The sequence below is a fragment of the Algibacter lectus genome (assembly GCF_004368925.1).
In the GTDB taxonomy this organism is placed as follows: domain Bacteria; phylum Bacteroidota; class Bacteroidia; order Flavobacteriales; family Flavobacteriaceae; genus Algibacter; species Algibacter lectus.
The window spans coordinates 115,394-133,060 of sequence record NZ_SORL01000007.1 but is presented as its reverse complement, the minus strand read 5'-3'; the positions used below and the strand labels follow the sequence as shown (position 1 = coordinate 133,060).

Here is a 17,667-nt window from a genome sequence, read left to right as displayed (position 1 = left end):
GTACATTTTCTAACTAAATATAGATAAAAATTTAGTTAATGATTTCATTTTCAAATGTAATAAAATATTAGGCTTTCACCACCTTTTATAATGAACACATCTCTGTATATTATTAAAAAAATCGTTATTTTCGCAATGAATTTATTCTATTTTTAATTTTTCATTATAATATAAAATACATTCAAACTAAACCAAAGTAGATCATTATGAGCAAAGAAGTCGTTATCGTTTCTGCAGCAAGAACACCAATTGGTAGTTTTTTAGGAAGTTTATCAACCATTGCTGCCCCTAAATTAGGAGCTATTGCAATAAAAGGAGCATTAGATAAAATTAATTTAAAACCAGAATTGGTAGATGAAGTTTTAATGGGTAATGTGGTGCAAGCAGGAACCGGACAAGCTCCAGCAAGACAAGCTGCTATCTACGCAGGTATACCTAACACGGTGCCTTGTACAACGATAAATAAAGTTTGTGCTTCGGGTATGAAAGCTGTTATGCAAGCCGCTCAAAGTATTGCGCTTGGTGATGCAGATATTGTGGTTGCTGGTGGTATGGAAAACATGAGTTTAATACCTCATTATTTACATGCTAGAACGGGAACTAAATTTGGACCAACATCTTTAATAGATGGTTTACAAAAAGATGGTTTAGTAGATCCATATAGCGAAGATGCTATGGGAGTTTGTGCAGATGCTTGTGCTAATAAGTATGAGTTTTCTCGTGAAGCTCAAGATGCTTACGCCATACAATCTTACAAACGTTCTGCAGCAGCTTGGGAAGCAGGAAAATTTGATAACGAAGTTGTGCCTGTAGAAGTTCCACAACGCCGTGGTGATGCTTTAGTTTTTTCGAAAGATGAAGAGTTTACCAATGTTAAAATGGATAAAATACCGCAACTTAGACCTGCTTTTAGTAAAGATGGTACAGTTACAGCTGCCAATGCTTCTACCATAAATGATGGTGCTGGAGCTATGATATTAATGAGTAAAGATAAAGCAGAAGAACTTGGATTAAAAATTCTAGCGACCATAAAAAGTTATGCAGATGCTGCTCACGAGCCAGAATGGTTTACAACAGCACCAGCAAAAGCGCTTCCAAAAGCCTTGAACAAAGCAGGCATGAAACTTGAAGATGTAGATTTCTTTGAGTTTAATGAAGCTTTTTCGGTTGTTGGTTTAGCAAATATGAAAATTTTGGGTCTTAACGATAGCAATGTTAACGTTAATGGTGGTGCCGTTTCACTTGGACATCCACTGGGTTGCTCTGGTGTTAGAATACTAATTACATTACTGAATGTACTTGAACAGAACAATGCAAAAATTGGTGCTGCTGCAATTTGTAATGGCGGCGGTGGCGCATCGGCAGTAGTTATAGAACGCCCTTAAAAAACAATATATAAGTTAACTTTAAAAGCTGTTGCCTGTATATTAATTTGAATAAAACAGAGCTTTATTTAAAATATTAAACAACGATAATTGATTAATGCAATACGGAATTTGTAATTTAAGCATTGTACCTTTAAGACTAGAACCATCGGATGCTAGCGAATTAATTTCGCAAGTAATTTATGGTGATGTGTTTAAAGTTTTAGAACAACGTAAAAATTGGAGTAAAATTAGAATTGCCTTTGATACTTACGAAGGTTGGATAGATAATAAACAATATGTTGAATTAACAGAAGAGCAATACACTAATTTAAATAGACAGCCTTTGCAGCTTTCTGGAGATTTGGTTGAATTTATTCAGGATAAAGACGAACAACTCCACCCTATTGTTTTTGGCTCTAGCTTAAACGGAATCTCTTTATTAGACCACCACTATGATGGAGGGGTAATTTCTGGTACATGTCCTAAATCGCAAATAATACAAACCGCATTCACATACTTAAATGCACCTTATTTATGGGGTGGAAAAACACCTTTCGGGATAGACTGCTCTGGTTTTACACAAATGGTTTATAAATTAAATGGTTACAAATTACTTCGTGATGCCTCTCAGCAAGCCACGCAAGGCGAAGCTTTAAGTTTTATAGAAGAAAGTGAACCTGGAGATTTAGCTTTTTTTGATAATAGCGAAGGCACTATTACTCATGTTGGCTTAATAATGGAGGACAATTACATTATACATGCGCATGGTAAAGTAAGAATTGACCGCTTAGATCATTCTGGAATTTATAACGTCGACAAAAGAAAACACACGCATAAACTACGCGTAATTAAAAAGATTATTTAATATTTTTTTAAAATATACTGCATAAAAAAAGGTCGCAAATTGCGACCTTTTTTATTTTATGAAAGTGACTTTATAATTATTGAGCCCCTTCTAAAGCTTCAACTTTAGCTTTTAAACCTTTAGCTTTATCAGATTCACCTAAAATATTGTAGATGTTCATTAAAGTTTTTGCTGCGCTTAAGTTTTCAGTATCTATCTCTAAAGCTTTCGCTAAAAATGGTACTGCTTCTTTATATAAGTTTTGACGCTCTTCTCTTAATTCATCGTAACGTAAATCATCTTTTTTAGAACTTCCTAAACCATTCATTTCAGTAATAAGTGGCTCTTCTCTCGCTAATACAAGAGCAGAAATATTAATATAAGCATTTACATAATTAGGATCTAATTCAATTGCTTTCTCATAATAAGCCTTAGCCTCTACTGGATGATCAGATTGAGATGCAATTACACCTAAGTTATATTGTAACTCAGCATTTTCTGGCTCTAATTCTGTAGCTTTAGTTAAAAGCTCTTGAAACTTTTCAGTGTTACCCATTTTGAAATGAATATTAGCTTCAGAAAGAATTAAGTTTACATCATCTGGATTCTCATCTCTAGCTTCTTTCATAGCCTCAATAGCCTTCTCATTGTTACCTTCGCTAACATAAATTAATGCTACATTTTTAACAATTTCTGGTTTTTTAGATTCCGTTAAACGTTCACCTGGCTTAATGTGACTCTTTGCTTTTACATAAAGATCACGAGTTGCTTTATCTAGAATTTCTTCTTCTCCAGTCTCTTTGTTAATTGCAAAATATTGCTTTTGGATACCTGTATAACCTAAATTTTTAAGTTCTTCATATAATCCTAAAGCTCTATCATACTCTTTTACGTTTACAGCTGTTGCAGCTGCATAATAAAGATAAACAGTATCTTTTTCTTTTACTCTATAAGATTTTTCAAAATACTTAGAAGCATTAGAATAATCTTGCTTTTCGTAAGCAGCATTACCTTTAGTTAAAAACTTGTTAGTAATAGTTTGCTTTAAAGCAGTTACTTCAGATCCGTAAGCACTTTCTGCTTTTGTAAAACTTTCTAGAGCCGTTGCAATATCTGCATCAGACCCTTTTCCATCAGCATAAAGTGCTTGTCCTAATAAGTAGTAATACTTTGCTTTAGATTTTTCATCCATAGCACCTAAAAGACCTTCTGCTGTAGTTGCTGCTGCTTTTGCTGCTGCAAAATCGCTCGATTTAATAGCTTTTTCTACTGCCTTCAATTCTTTCTTTTGTGCAAATGAAAATGCACCCATTGAAATGGCTAAAGCTATGATTAATTGTTTTTTCATTTTAAGTAATATTAAGTTTAAATTTCAGTGTTATTATCTTCTAAATTATTATCAAGAGTTGTGCCATCTTCAGAAACATCAGTGTTTTCAACACCTTCAACGCCTTCTACAGAAGTTTCACCTTCTTCTCCTTCAAGTACAATCTCTTCATCTTCATGCATTACTTTTGCAACTGCGGCAATAGAATCTTTTCCTTTAAGGTTTATTAATTTCACTCCTTGAGTTGCACGTCCCATAACTCTTAAATCGGCAACTGCCAATCTAATTGCTACACCAGATTTGTTGATAATCATCAAATCATCATCATCCGTTACGTTTTTAATAGACACTAGATTACCTGTTTTCTCTGTAATAGAAATGGTTTTAACACCTTTTCCACCACGGTTAGTAATTCTATAATCTTCTAAACTAGAACGTTTTCCATAACCATTTTCAGATACTACAAGCACGTTGCTTTCCATATCGTCAACAGCAATCATTCCGATAACTTCATCTGTTTCTTCATCTTGTAAACGAATACCACGAACTCCAGAAGCACCACGACCCATCGGACGCGTTTTAGCTTCTTCAAAACGAATAGCTTTACCAGATTTTAATGCTAACATCACTTGGCTTTCACCAGTTGTAAGTTTCGCTTCTAATAAAACATCATCGTCCTTAATAGTAATAGCATTAATTCCGTTTGTTCTTGGACGAGAATATTGCTCTAAAGAAGTCTTTTTAACCTGACCTTTTTTAGTAGCCATAATTACGTAATGACTATTAATATATTCTTCATCTTTTAAATCTTGAGTACAAATGAAAGCCATAACTTTATCATCTTGTTCAATATTTACAAGGTTTTGAATAGCACGCCCTTTAGATGTTTTAGATCCTTCTGGGATTTCGTAAACACGCATCCAGAAACATTTTCCTTTTTGAGTAAAAAACAACATATATTGATGGTTAGTACCCACAAATAAGTGTTCTAAGAAATCTTCATTTCTTGTTGTAGATGCTTTTTGCCCTACACCTCCTCTATGCTGTGTTTTGTATTCTGTTAAAGATGTACGTTTAATATAACCTGCATGAGAAATTGTAATAACCACACTCTCATTAGGGATCATATCTTCGATACTTAAATCGCCACCAGCATATTCTATTACAGAACGACGCTCATCACCATATTTATCGCGAACAACAACTAATTCTTCCTTAATAATATCCATTCTACGCTCTTTGCGATCTAAGATATCTTTAAGGTCAATAATAGTTTTCATAATGTCATCATATTCAGCACGCAATTTATCTTGCTCTAAACCTGTTAACTGACGCAAACGCATCTCAACAATAGCTTTTGCTTGAATTTCTGAAAGTTTGAAACGTTCAATTAAGTTATTTCTAGCCTCATCTGCATTATTAGAAGCACGAATAATTTTTATTACTTCATCTATATTATCCGAAGCAATAATTAATCCTTCTAATATGTGCGCGCGTTCTTCTGCTTTACGTAATTCATAAGTAGTACGTCTAACAACAACTTCATGTCTATGCTCAACGAAGTAATGAATTAACTCCTTTAAGTTTAATAACTGTGGACGTCCATTTACTAATGCAATATTGTTTACACTAAAAGAAGACTGTAACGCTGTATATTTAAAAAGTTTATTTAAAACGATATTAGGAATCGCATCACGTTTTAAAACGTAAACGATACGCATACCATTTCTATCAGATTCATCACGAATAAGTGAAATACCCTCTAGTTTTTTATCGTTAACTAAATCGGCAGTTTTTTTAATCATATCTGCCTTATTGACTTGGTACGGAATTTCGTCAACAATAATACATTCACGACCGTTTACCTCTTCAATATTAGTTTTAGCACGCATAACAATACGTCCACGACCTGTATGGAAAGCTTCCTTTACACCATCGTATCCATATATAGTACCACCTGTTGGAAAATCTGGTGCTTTAATATGTTGTATAAGCTCATCAATTTCAATATCGTTATTTTCGATATAGGCAATTGTACCATTTACAACCTCTGTTAAATTGTGAGGAGGCATATTAGTCGCCATACCTACAGCAATACCCGATGCTCCATTAACTAAAAGACCTGGAATACGTGTTGGTAAAACCGTTGGCTCTTGTAAAGTATCATCAAAGTTTAACTTATGATCTACGGTTTCCTTATCGATATCTGCCAACATGTCTTCTGCAATTTTACGCATACGTGCTTCTGTATAACGCATTGCTGCAGGACTATCACCATCAATCGAACCAAAATTCCCTTGTCCATCTACTAGCATGTAACGTAAACTCCACTCTTGAGCCATACGCACCATTGCATCGTAAACCGAAGTATCGCCGTGTGGGTGATACTTACCTAAAACTTCCCCAACTATTCTTGCCGACTTTTTATGTGCTGTATTTGCTCTAATACCTAGTTCATGCATACCATAAAGTACACGTCTATGAACGGGTTTTAATCCATCTCTTACATCTGGTAAAGCACGTGACACAATAACTGACATTGAATAATCAATGTAAGCTGATTTCATCTCATCTTCAATATTAATTGGAATAAGTTTTTCTCCTTCTGCCATATATATTTTAATTAAGTTTTATGTAATTTTCAAAACATGCTAATATAACAATTCCAATAGTTATACTAAGGGTTTTATAATCATTTTTTCATGTTTTTTATTAACAATTTCACATCTCTTTTTAGTTAATAAGTATGTATTCCAAAATTTTGGATTTATATCCTTTTTTTCGTCAATTAGCATTTTACACACAAAAAAAGGTATAGTTTTTGTCGTTGGTAAAATGTTTTAGTATTTTTAATGCAGAAAGGACACGAATATGGATGATAATTTTTCCCCAAGAGTAAAAGATGTTATTGCTTACAGCAAAGAAGAAGCCCTAAGGTTAGGTCACGATTTTATCGGTACCGAGCACCTTATGCTTGGTCTTTTGCGTGATGGTAATGGCAAAGCAATAACGATTTTAAACGCTTTAGATATTGATTTAAATCATTTAAGGCGTAAAGTAGAAATATTAAGTCCTGCAAACCCCAATATAGCTGTAGGTTCTAACCAAAAGAAGAACTTACATTTAACAAGGCAAGCAGAACGCGCACTAAAAACCACGTTTTTAGAGGCTAAATTATTTCAGAGCACCTCAATAAATACAGCGCATTTACTGCTTTGTATTTTAAGAAATGAAAATGACCCAACTACAAAACTTTTAAATAAATTAAAGGTTTACTACGACAATGTTAAAGAACAATTTAAAATTATGATAACAAACGATGATAGTTATATAGAACCGAAAGCTGAATTCCCGGATGATGATTCTAACATAGAAGACGAATCTTCTAAAGACAGTATTTTTAATGCACCAACAGGTGCTAAAACCAACAAAAAGTCTAAAACTCCAGTTTTAGATAACTTTGGGCGCGACTTAACAGCAATGGCCGAAGAAGGAAAACTAGATCCTGTTGTTGGTCGTGAAGAAGAAATACAACGTGTTTCTCAAGTTTTAAGTAGACGAAAGAAAAACAATCCGCTATTAATCGGTGAACCTGGTGTTGGTAAATCTGCCATTGCCGAAGGTTTAGCGCTTAGAATTGTGAAACGTAAAGTATCCCGAATTCTATTCAATAAACGTGTAGTTACTTTAGATTTAGCCAGCTTAGTTGCCGGAACAAAATACCGCGGACAGTTTGAAGAGCGTATGAAAGCCGTTATGAACGAGCTTGAAAAAAATGATGATGTTATTCTATTTATAGATGAAATACATACTATAGTTGGAGCTGGTGGAGCTACTGGAAGTTTAGACGCTTCCAATATGTTTAAACCTGCTTTAGCAAGAGGCGAAATACAATGTATTGGTGCCACAACTTTAGATGAATACAGACAGTACATAGAAAAAGATGGTGCCTTAGAGCGTCGTTTCCAAAAGGTAATTGTTGAGCCTACAACGGTAGAACAAACTATTGAAATACTTAACAACATAAAAGGTAAATACGAAGAGCACCATAATGTTGATTATACACCAGAAGCTATTGCGGCTTGTGTAAAATTAACAAATAGATACATGACAGAGCGCTTTTTACCAGACAAAGCTATCGATGCTTTAGATGAAGCGGGTTCTCGCGTACACATTACTAATATTGAAGTTCCAAAACAAATTCTAGAACTAGAAAAGAAACTAGAAGAAGTTAAGGAAACCAAGAATACTGTTGTTAAAAAACAGAAATACGAAGAAGCTGCAAAACTAAGAGATGATGAAAAACGTCTTGAAAAAGAATTAGCTGTTGCACAAGAAAAATGGGAAGAAGACACCAAACAACATCGTGAAGTGGTAACAGAAGATAATGTTGCCGATGTGGTTTCTATGATGACTGGTGTGCCTGTAAACCGTATTGCGCAAACAGAAATTAATAAGTTAGCTGAATTGCCAGACCTTATAAAAGGAAAAGTAATTGGCCAAGATAATGCTGTTGCTAAGGTAGTTAAGGCTATTCAAAGAAACCGTGCTGGACTTAAAGATCCGAATAAGCCAATTGGGTCATTTATATTTTTAGGGCAAACAGGTGTTGGTAAAACACAGTTAGCTAAAGTGTTATCTAGAGAGTTATTCGATTCTGAAGAGTCTTTAATTAGAATAGACATGAGTGAATACATGGAAAAATTCGCTATTTCTAGATTAGTTGGAGCACCTCCGGGATACGTTGGTTATGAAGAAGGTGGACAACTTACAGAAAAAGTACGTCGTAAACCTTACGCAGTTATTCTTTTAGATGAAATTGAAAAAGCACATCCTGATGTATTCAATATGCTACTTCAAGTTTTAGATGATGGTTATTTAACCGATTCTTTAGGTAGAAAAATTGATTTTAGAAACACTATTATCATAATGACTTCTAATATTGGAGCTCGTAAATTAAAAGATTTTGGTACCGGAATTGGTTTTGGAACAGCATCACAAAAGGCTCAAGAAGATGCGAATGCAAAAAGTGTTATCGAAAATGCTTTGAAAAAATCCTTCGCACCAGAATTTTTAAATAGAATTGATGATGTAGTTGTCTTTAATGCTTTAGAAAAAGAAGACATCAACAAAATTATCGATATCGAATTAGAAAAACTTTTAGATCGTATTAAGTTATTAGGTTACAACCTAACTATTACAGAAACGGCTAAAGACTATATTGCCGATAAAGGTTTCGATAAACAATACGGAGCACGACCTTTAAAAAGAGCCATTCAAAAATATGTTGAAGATGCTTTAGCTGAAGAGATTGTAGCTTCGCATTTACAAGATGGCGATAACATCAAGATTGATCTTGATGCTAAAACAGAAGAGTTGAGTATTTCAATTATAAAAGCTGAAAAATCAACAGAGTCTTAAAATAAAATTATAAATAAAAAAAAAGCTCGAAATTAGTTTTTCGAGCTTTTTTTTATTCATCAAAACACCATTTCATATAAATGATGCACATAGTAAAAACATCAGTTGGGGTCATGCAGGTTTACGAAAACTACGTTATTGGTATTGTTAACGAAGGAGAAACCGTAACCGACCTGTCGAATGCCGACCTATTCAAAATAGCAAAAACCCATTTTAAAAACAAAAAATTTGTTTACATCTCACACCGCATAAACTCGTATGCCGTAGATCCCGTTATTTATATTCAAGCCTCAAAAATTGAAAACTTAGTAGGTTTTGCCATAGTTTCATCTAAAAAAATAGCACGTATCAATTCTCAAATCGAACAAATATTTTCAAAAAAACCATTGAAAACATTTACAGAAATAAATGATGCTACAGAATGGGCAAACAATGCAGTCCGCGAAGCTGATGATAAATAGTGTAAATTAAAACCCAAACTTAAATGGGTACAGCATAAGAATTTTTAATTTCGCCCATTACAAAAGTACTCTGTGCACTACCAATGTTTTTAACGCTCCCTAAATGGTTTAGAACAAAATTCTGATACTCCTTCATATCTTTTACCAATATTTTAAGTAAAAAATCATAATCTCCCGAGATATTATAACACTCTACAACTTCTTCAAGAGACACAATATCCTTCACAAATTGATTACCTATAATGCGTGTATGCTCTTTCAAAGTAATATTACAAAACACTGTTAAGCCCTTTTGAAGCTTTTCGGCATCTAAAACAGCAACATAGTTTTTAATATAGCCTGCCTTTTCTAATTTTTTGATACGCTCAAAAACTGGCGTAGTAGATAGATTCACTTTAGCTGCTAATTGCTTTGTTGTTAGGCTCGAATTAGCTTGCAACATTCTTAATAAGCGCAAATCTATTTCATCCAATGGTAAAGAAGAATTATTTTCTGGTAAACTCATATTTAACTAGATATAAATAACATTATTCTATTATACTACTCAAAAATAGGTAAATCATCTTAATATTAGCTATAATTTCTCACTTACATGCTGTAATACTAATTTTGAACAGCAATAAAATCTAATATTTAATTATGAAAACTACCCTTTTAGGACACCCAAGAATTGGACGCCAACGTGAATTAAAAAAAGCATGCGAAGCTTTTTGGTCAGGAAAAATTAATCAAACAGAACTACTAAACACTGCCAAAGAAATAAAAAAACAAAATTGGCTACAACAACAAGACTTAGGTGTTGATTTAATTCCGTCGAATGACTTCTCTTTTTACGATCAAGTTTTAGACGCTTGTTTAACTTTTGGTTGTATTCCAAAACGTTATAACAACATTGATAAAAGCAACTATTTAGAGTTGTATTTTGCTATGGCGCGTGGACTTCAAAAAGATAATATAGATGTTACTGCCATGGAAATGACAAAATGGTTCGATACTAATTACCATTATATTGTTCCCGAATTTGAAAAAGAACAAACATTTCATTTCTTTTCGAATAAAATTATAGAAGAATACAAGGAAGCTTTAACATTAGGAATAAAAACAAAACCTGTTTTAATTGGTCCGGTTACATTTTTACTTCAAGGAAAAGAAAAAGAATCAGGGTTTCATAGGTTAGATTTATTGGATAAATTATTACCCGTTTACTTCGAAGTTATTGAAAGACTAGAGAATTTAGGTGCAGAATATATTCAATTTGATGAACCTTGCTTAGCATTAAACCTTTCTGAAAAAGAACAACAAGCTATTACAAAAACATACAACAAAATTGCCAAAAAATTCCCGGCATTAAAAGTGTTTTTAGCTAACTATTTTGATTGTTATGGCGAAAATTTAAATATTGCTTTACAACTACCCGTCGATACTTTACACTTAGATTTGGTAAGATGCCCTTTACAATTAAATGATATTTTAGAATCTGAACATTTTAATCCAAAAACAAAACTATCGTTAGGTGTTGTAGATGGTCGAAACATTTGGAAAAATGATTTTGAAACTTCAATTAAAATTATAGAAAAAGCGAGTAAAAAATTAGATCCAGAAAATTTATGGATAGCGTCCTCTTGTTCTCTACTGCACACGCCATACGATCTCGATTTAGAAACTACTCTAGAACCCGAAATAAAACAATGGCTAGCTTTTACTAAACAAAAAATTGAAGAAATTGTTGCTCTTAAACATTTATTAAAAGCAGACAACGATGGTTACTTACACTTGTTTGAAGAAAATAAATTAGCAAACCTCACCAAAAAAAGCTCAAAACTAATCCATAATGATTCGGTAAAAACGCGAATTTCTAATTTAAAATCTTCCGATAGTCATAGAGAAAGTACTTTTTCTACACGTCAAGTTTTACAAAAACAAGCGTTACATCTTCCTCTTTTCCCAACTACTACTATTGGCTCTTTCCCGCAAACCAAAGAAGTTCGTAGCTGGCGTCTAAAATTTAAAAAAGGAATTTTATCTCAACAAGAATACAATACATTAATTGCCAAAGAAATTGAAGACTCTATCCGTTTTCAAGAAGAAATAGGTCTAGATGTTTTGGTACATGGTGAGTTTGAACGTAATGATATGGTTGAGTATTTTGGAGAAAAACTAAACGGATTTGCCTTTAGCAGCTACGGCTGGGTACAAAGTTACGGTAGCCGTTGTGTAAAACCACCTATTTTATTTGGCGATGTATCTCGCGAAAACCCAATGACCGTAAAATGGTCTGAATACGCACAATCTTTAACTGATATTCCTGTAAAAGGCATGCTTACTGGTCCGGTTACTATTTTACAGTGGTCTTTTGTTCGAAACGATCAGCCTAGAGACGTTACTTGTAACCAAATTGCATTAGCGATTAGAGATGAAGTTACAGATCTAGAAAAAGCGGGTTTAAAAATTATTCAAATAGACGAACCTGCCATTCGTGAAGGATTACCATTACGAGAGGAAGAATGGAAGAATTACCTAAATTGGGCTGTAAAAGCGTTTAGAATTTCGGCAAGTGGTGTGCAAAACCAAACTCAAATCCATACGCATATGTGTTATTCGGAGTTTAATGACATCATTGCAAGTATTTCTGATATGGATGCCGATGTAATTACTATTGAAACATCACGTTCTGAAATGGAATTACTAGATGTTTTTGTTGATTTTAAATATCCGAATGAAATTGGACCAGGTGTTTACGATATACATTCGCCACGCGTTCCTTCTTTAGAAGAAATTGAAAACTTGCTTACAAAAGCCAAAAACGTTTTACCTAAAGAACATATTTGGGTAAATCCAGATTGCGGACTAAAAACTAGAGATTGGCCAGAAACCAAAGATGCTTTGAAAAATTTAGTGACTGCTGCTAAAAATTTAAGATCCCAAACGTTGGAGCTCGTTTAAGCTTCCCCTAATTTGAATAAATAAGACTGTTTTTAGAATGTATTTTTACTATTCTAAGGCAGTCTTTTTATTTTCGTCCGGCACTCTAAACAATAAAATAATACCACCTATAAAAAAGACAACAAGCACCAAAATAGCATTTCTCATGGTTCCGGTAATTTGGTCTACGGTAGCAAAAATAACCATACCAATTACAATACCGATTTTCTCAGCAACATCATAAAAACTAAAGTATGATGTAGTGTCTTCCGTTTCTGGTAAAAATTTAGAATATGTAGAACGCCCAAGTGATTGCACTCCTCCCATAACCAAACCAACAATACCGGCCGCAATATAAAACTGCATTGGTGTATGCATTATATAAGCATAAAAACACAAAAACATCCAAACAAAATTAACAGCGATTAGTGTTTTAATATTTCCAAATTTAGATGATGCTTTTGAGGTTACATAAGCGCCAAGAATAGCAACCAGTTGTATCACCAAAATACTAACAATTAACCCCATTGTTTTTTCACTATCTGTTCCCCAAGAAATTTCTTCTTCTCCAAAATAAACAGCAACCAGCATAATAGTTTGTACAGCCATACTAAATACAAAAAATGCATATAGATAGCGTTTCAATCTTAAGTTTTGCTTTAACTCTTTCCAAACTTCTCTTAATTCTTTTAAACCATTAAAGATGACGGCTCGAGTTACTTTATGTCCAGATTTTGTTCCTTTTGGTAAAAAGTAAAATGAATATTGACTAAATAAAGCCCACCAAATTCCAACAGTAATAAAAGATATTTTCATAGCCTTAAACGAAGCTGCGTCTTTAGCCGCATCCATAGCTAATTGAATTTCAGCCTCGCTTCCTGTTTCTGTAATAGATGGATCTATACTTAAATCGAATCCAAAAAACTGCGGAAACATCACCATCATTAAATTGAATATTAACAACAACACACTTCCTAAATACCCCATGGAAAACCCTTTGGCACTTATGCTATCTTGTTGCTCTGGATATGCAATATCTGGTAAATATGAATTATAGAAAACCAAACTTCCCCAGTACCCAATTAATCCCATAAAATAGAACAACAAACTCAGGTGAATTTGTTCTAAATTAAACCAATACAACCCAACACAACCTACGCTACCAACGTAACAGAAAAACTTTAAAAAATTCTTTTTATTACCAACATAATCGGCAATTCCGGAAAGTATTGGCGAAGTAATCGCTACTACCAAAAAGGTAAAAGCTGTTACAAAAGTTATAAGTGCAGTACTTTTAAATTCGGTACCAAAAGCTCCAACAGTTTTAACTTCTGAAAGAAATAATGCCGAATAAAATATCGGAAAAATTGAAGATGCAATAGTTAAAGTATAAACCGAATTTGCCCAATCGTAAAATGCCCAAGCATTTAATAGTTTCTTACTTCCCTTTTCAAGTTGAATCATATAAAAAATTTCGCTAAATAAAAAAGCTGCTAATAATTAGCAGCTTCTAAAGTAAACAAATATTTTATTAAAATGTTATATCGCTCTAAACGATGTTACGCCAAATTTTGCAGCTTCCTTTTTAGCATCTGGAGCCCATTGCGTTAAGTTATTAATTCGCGTATCGTTAGATGGGTGCGTACTCATAAATTCTGCAGGCGCATCTCCTCCACTATTAGCTTTCATACGTTTCCATAATTCAGCAGCTTCATCTGGGTTATAACCAGCAACAGCCATTAAGTATAAACCAATTTTATCAGCTTCAGTTTCATGACTTCTACTAAAAGGTAACATTCCTAATACATTTGAACCAACACCATAGTACTGGTTAAAAGCATTTCTAGATTGCTCATCTTGTATAGCTACATTTCCTGCAACCGCTAAACCTTGTTGTACATATCCAGCACTCATACGTTGCTGTCCGTGGTTTGCTAATGCATGCGCAACCTCGTGCCCCATAATGGCAGCAACTCCTGTTTCGTTTGCTGCTATTGGTAAAATACCCGTGTAAAATACAATTTTACCACCTGGCATACACCAAGCATTTACAGTTTCATCATCTACCAAATTATATTCCCATTTGTAATCATTTAAATAACCAGCATTTCCGTTTGCAGTTAACCAACGCTCAGCTGCAACAGCTATACGCTGTCCTACTCTTGTAATCATTTCTGCATCTTTAGTACCTGTTACAACATTATTATCCGTTAAAAACTGATCGTATTGAGCAAAAGCAGTTGGAAACAACTGAGCATTAGAGACAAATGCCATTGTTTTTTTTCCTGTAAAAGGGTTTGTTGCACAAGAAAATATCATGGCACAAACTCCTAAGGATATTAAAGTAACTTTTAGTTTCATCATATTGGGTTTTATTAGATCTCAAAAATACAAAAACTGTATGTTTAATATTGAGACACATTTTTATTTAATTAGTCACATTCAAATTTAACAAACTTTGAACATAATAAAAGCGCTTTTTTATGAAAAATATAACTTTAATTAAATTCTATTCTGTTATTTTTAGATTTACACTACGACTGAATTAAAAAACAAATTTAAATATGAATAAGATAATTATAGTACTTGCTTTATTTTTAGCTTTTAGTTGCAATTCTACAGCACAAAAGAAAAAAAACGAGGTTAAAAAAACTTTTGAAGTTACTAAAACAAAATCTGAGTGGAAAGCACAATTATCTGATGTAGAGTATTACGTTTTACGTGAAGCAGGAACCGAACGTGCTTTCTCAAGCGCTTTAAACAATAACAAAAAACAAGGAACTTACGTTTGCAAAGCTTGCGAAACACCTTTATTTAAAAGTGAACACAAGTTTGATTCCGGCACGGGATGGCCAAGTTTCGATAGAGAAATTAAAGGTAATGTCGATTTTTCTACCGATTACGATTTAGGATATGCTAGAACCGAAGAACATTGTGGAACTTGTGGCGGACATTTAGGTCATGTTTTTAACGATGGCCCAAAGCGAACAACCGGGATGCGCCATTGCATTAACGGTGTCTCTTTAAAATTTGTACCTGCAGAATAAGCTTTTTTGAAAGTTACCTTCTCCATTTGCTTTTATTGCCTTGATGAATTACATTTATCGCATGGAAAGTTATTTAGAAAGTATTAGAAAACAGTTTGAATATTATAAAGGTTTAGGCGACAAAACTTTTGATCAATTATCATTTGATGAATTACAAAATGAAATTGCCCAAGATGCCAATTCTATAGCCATTATAACAAAGCATCTTTCTGGGAATATGCTAAGCCGTTGGACAAACTTTTTAACTGAAGACGGTGAAAAACCTTCGAGAAACCGAAATCGAGAATTCGATGATACTTTTGAAACCAAAGAGCAATTATTAGAAAGTTGGAATACTGGTTGGGACTGCCTATTTAATGCTATAAAACCTTTAACGGAAAGCGATTTAGAACGCATAGTTTATATCAGGAATGAAGGCCATACTGTTACAGAAGCGATAAATAGACAATTAGCACATTACTCTTATCATATTGGTCAAATTGTTTTTTTAGGTAAAATTTTTAAAGGAAAAGATTGGCAGATTCTTTCCATCCCTAAAGGAGGATCTAAAGCTTATAACGATAAAAAGTTTAGCGAAGAAAAATCTAGAAAGCATTTTACTGATGATTTATAATGGTGGTATTTTGTAATTTAAATTTCGATATTTTAAATTGAAGTGCTTACTGTGATATGATGTCTCCCAGCGTCGACATGACGAAACAAACCCACTAATATAAATACTTAAAACATACTTTTGCGGATATGCCCTGCGAGAAGGATTGATGCGATATCCTTTTGTTTTAGGTTGATTCACTTGTACTTTCGAGTTTAGAAAAAACGAAAACAATCAAGCCATCACTCTCCTTAAGAAAAAAACAAAAGATATAGCGGAAAGCCTGTTTGCCATTTTTCATGGCAACTCGCTATAAACATTAAACAAAAAAGAGAGAATTTATAATTTAAACTTCTTTTTAAACGGACGAATAATTAAACGTGCTTCGCGATCGAAACGTATGTAATTATACACCCAGTTTACAAAAACAACCATCCGGTTTCGGAAACCAATTAGGAAAAACAAATGAACAAACATCCAAACATACCAAGCAAAAACACCTTGAAATCTCAATGTTTTTAAATCGACCACTGCTTTGTTTCGTCCTACTGTTGCCATAGCACCTTTGTCTTTATATTCAAAAGGTTTCATGGGTTTTTCCTCTATAAGTTTTAAAATATTACTCCCCAATTGCTGACCTTGTTGTATGGCGGGTTGTGCCATCATTGGTAAGCCGTTCGGAAACTCATCGGTTGCCATGCAAGCGATATCGCCAATGGCAAAAATATGCTCGAAGCCTTTTACTTGGTTGCATTGGTTTACTAAAATACGGTTACCACGAGTAACAAAATCTTTAGCATCTAGTCCTTTTATAGTTGCACCTTGTACTCCTGCTGCCCAAACTACGGTAGCTGTATCGAAGGTTAAATCGGAATTTGTAGTTACTGTTTTACCATCGTAATTAGTTACACGAACGTTTTTCCATACATGAACGCCAAGTTTCTCAAGAAAGTCTTCGGCTTTTGCCGATGCATTTTCACTCATACCCTTTAATAAGCAACCTCCAGATTGTATAATATTAATCTGCGCTAAACGAGTATCTAAATCGGGATAATCTTTTGGAAGAATACCTTTTTTAATTTCGGCTAAAGCACCTGCAAGCTCTACGCCTGTTGGACCACCACCTACTATTACAAAATTCATGAGAGCAATACGCTCATGCAAATCAGTTGTTAATAGAGCTTCTTCAAAATTCTCGAGTATTAAACTCCTTAGGTTTAGAGATTGTGGTATGGTTTTCATGGCCATACTGTGTTTTTCGATTTCCGTATTACCAAAATAATTAGTTTTAGATCCCGAAGCCACCACTAAATAATCGAATTTTAAATCGCCAATATTCGTTTTTATGGTATTGCAAGTGGTATCAATTTCATTTACTTCTGCAAGCCTAAAGTGAAAGTTTGGAAAATCTTTTAAAATTTTACGAATGGGATATGCTATGGAGTCTGGCTCTAGTCCACCGGTAGATACTTGGTATAATAACGGTTGAAATGTATGATAGTTATGTTTATCCAAGAGTACCACTTGTACTTCTTGTTTTGATAATTTTCTTGCTAAGGCAATTCCTGCAAAACCGCCACCAATTATAATAATTCGTGGGTAACTTGTTTTAGGTATGTTCATAAATAATAACTTGCAAAGCAAAGGTAGTAAAACAATGGTAAATTCCCTTTATTACTGAGGCTT

13 protein-coding genes are annotated in these 17,667 nt (G+C 33.7%); 7 read left to right on the top strand and 6 right to left on the bottom strand.

Features of this window, described 5'->3' with window-relative positions:
- Positions 1 to 206: 206 nt before the first annotated feature.
- Complete coding sequence (locus DFQ06_RS01600; protein ID WP_042503846.1) at positions 207 to 1,385, top strand: acetyl-CoA C-acyltransferase; 1,179 nt, start codon at positions 207 to 209, stop codon at positions 1,383 to 1,385.
- Positions 1,386 to 1,482: 97 nt separating this feature from the next.
- The gene (locus DFQ06_RS01595) at positions 1,483 to 2,232 is read left to right on the top strand and encodes a C40 family peptidase (protein WP_042494757.1); all 750 of its coding nucleotides are present in this window, start codon (positions 1,483 to 1,485) and stop codon (positions 2,230 to 2,232) included.
- Positions 2,233 to 2,308: 76 nt separating this feature from the next.
- Here DFQ06_RS01595 and DFQ06_RS01590 read toward each other — a convergent pair whose 3' ends face one another.
- Together DFQ06_RS01590 and gyrA are read right to left on the bottom strand one after the other, a co-directional pair.
- On the bottom strand, positions 2,309 to 3,559 hold the full coding sequence (locus DFQ06_RS01590; RefSeq protein ID WP_042503845.1) for a tetratricopeptide repeat protein: 1,251 nt from the start codon (positions 3,557 to 3,559) through the stop codon (positions 2,309 to 2,311).
- A 17-nt stretch (positions 3,560 to 3,576) separates the two neighbouring features.
- Entirely contained in the window at positions 3,577 to 6,150 is a 2,574-nt protein-coding gene (gene gyrA / locus DFQ06_RS01585) for a DNA gyrase subunit A (RefSeq protein WP_133965652.1), read from the bottom strand.
- A gap of 259 nt (positions 6,151 to 6,409) precedes the next feature.
- Between gyrA and DFQ06_RS01580 the strand changes: the two genes are divergently transcribed.
- Positions 6,410 to 8,959 carry an ATP-dependent Clp protease ATP-binding subunit gene (locus DFQ06_RS01580; RefSeq protein WP_042503843.1) on the top strand — a complete coding sequence of 850 codons (2,550 nt, stop codon included), beginning with the start codon at positions 6,410 to 6,412 and terminating at the stop codon, positions 8,957 to 8,959.
- Positions 8,960 to 9,039: 80 nt separating this feature from the next.
- Positions 9,040 to 9,420 carry a hypothetical protein gene (locus tag DFQ06_RS01575; protein WP_074936297.1) on the top strand — a complete coding sequence of 127 codons (381 nt, stop codon included), beginning with the start codon at positions 9,040 to 9,042 and terminating at the stop codon, positions 9,418 to 9,420.
- Positions 9,421 to 9,439: 19 nt separating this feature from the next.
- On the opposite strand, the gene DFQ06_RS01570 is transcribed toward DFQ06_RS01575, so the two are convergent.
- On the bottom strand, positions 9,440 to 9,925 hold the full coding sequence (locus DFQ06_RS01570) for an Lrp/AsnC family transcriptional regulator (RefSeq protein WP_133965650.1): 486 nt from the start codon (positions 9,923 to 9,925) through the stop codon (positions 9,440 to 9,442).
- A 134-nt stretch (positions 9,926 to 10,059) separates the two neighbouring features.
- Here DFQ06_RS01570 and metE point away from each other — a divergent pair, with 134 nt between their 5' ends.
- Complete coding sequence (metE, locus tag DFQ06_RS01565; protein ID WP_162857630.1) at positions 10,060 to 12,363, top strand: 5-methyltetrahydropteroyltriglutamate--homocysteine S-methyltransferase; 2,304 nt, start codon at positions 10,060 to 10,062, stop codon at positions 12,361 to 12,363.
- A gap of 48 nt (positions 12,364 to 12,411) precedes the next feature.
- Here the strand turns inward: metE and DFQ06_RS01560 are convergent, their stop codons facing one another.
- Both DFQ06_RS01560 and DFQ06_RS01555 read right to left on the bottom strand, forming a co-directional pair.
- Complete coding sequence (locus DFQ06_RS01560; protein WP_133965647.1) at positions 12,412 to 13,806, bottom strand: MFS transporter; 1,395 nt, start codon at positions 13,804 to 13,806, stop codon at positions 12,412 to 12,414.
- A 75-nt stretch (positions 13,807 to 13,881) separates the two neighbouring features.
- The gene (locus tag DFQ06_RS01555) at positions 13,882 to 14,703 is read right to left on the bottom strand and encodes a M48 family metallopeptidase (RefSeq protein ID WP_174564429.1); all 822 of its coding nucleotides are present in this window, start codon (positions 14,701 to 14,703) and stop codon (positions 13,882 to 13,884) included.
- Between the two features lie 203 nt (positions 14,704 to 14,906).
- Here DFQ06_RS01555 and msrB point away from each other — a divergent pair, with 203 nt between their 5' ends.
- Positions 14,907 to 15,389 (top strand): peptide-methionine (R)-S-oxide reductase MsrB, encoded by a 483-nt coding sequence (gene msrB / locus DFQ06_RS01550; RefSeq protein WP_133965645.1) that lies wholly within the window; start codon positions 14,907 to 14,909, stop codon positions 15,387 to 15,389.
- A 61-nt stretch (positions 15,390 to 15,450) separates the two neighbouring features.
- Positions 15,451 to 16,002, top strand: a complete 552-nt coding sequence (locus DFQ06_RS01545) for a DUF1572 family protein (protein WP_074936450.1) — start codon at positions 15,451 to 15,453, stop codon at positions 16,000 to 16,002.
- 318 nt (positions 16,003 to 16,320) lie between these two features.
- On the opposite strand, the gene DFQ06_RS01540 is transcribed toward DFQ06_RS01545, so the two are convergent.
- Positions 16,321 to 17,604 (bottom strand): NAD(P)/FAD-dependent oxidoreductase, encoded by a 1,284-nt coding sequence (locus DFQ06_RS01540; protein ID WP_042503948.1) that lies wholly within the window; start codon positions 17,602 to 17,604, stop codon positions 16,321 to 16,323.
- Positions 17,605 to 17,667 lie beyond the last annotated feature (63 nt).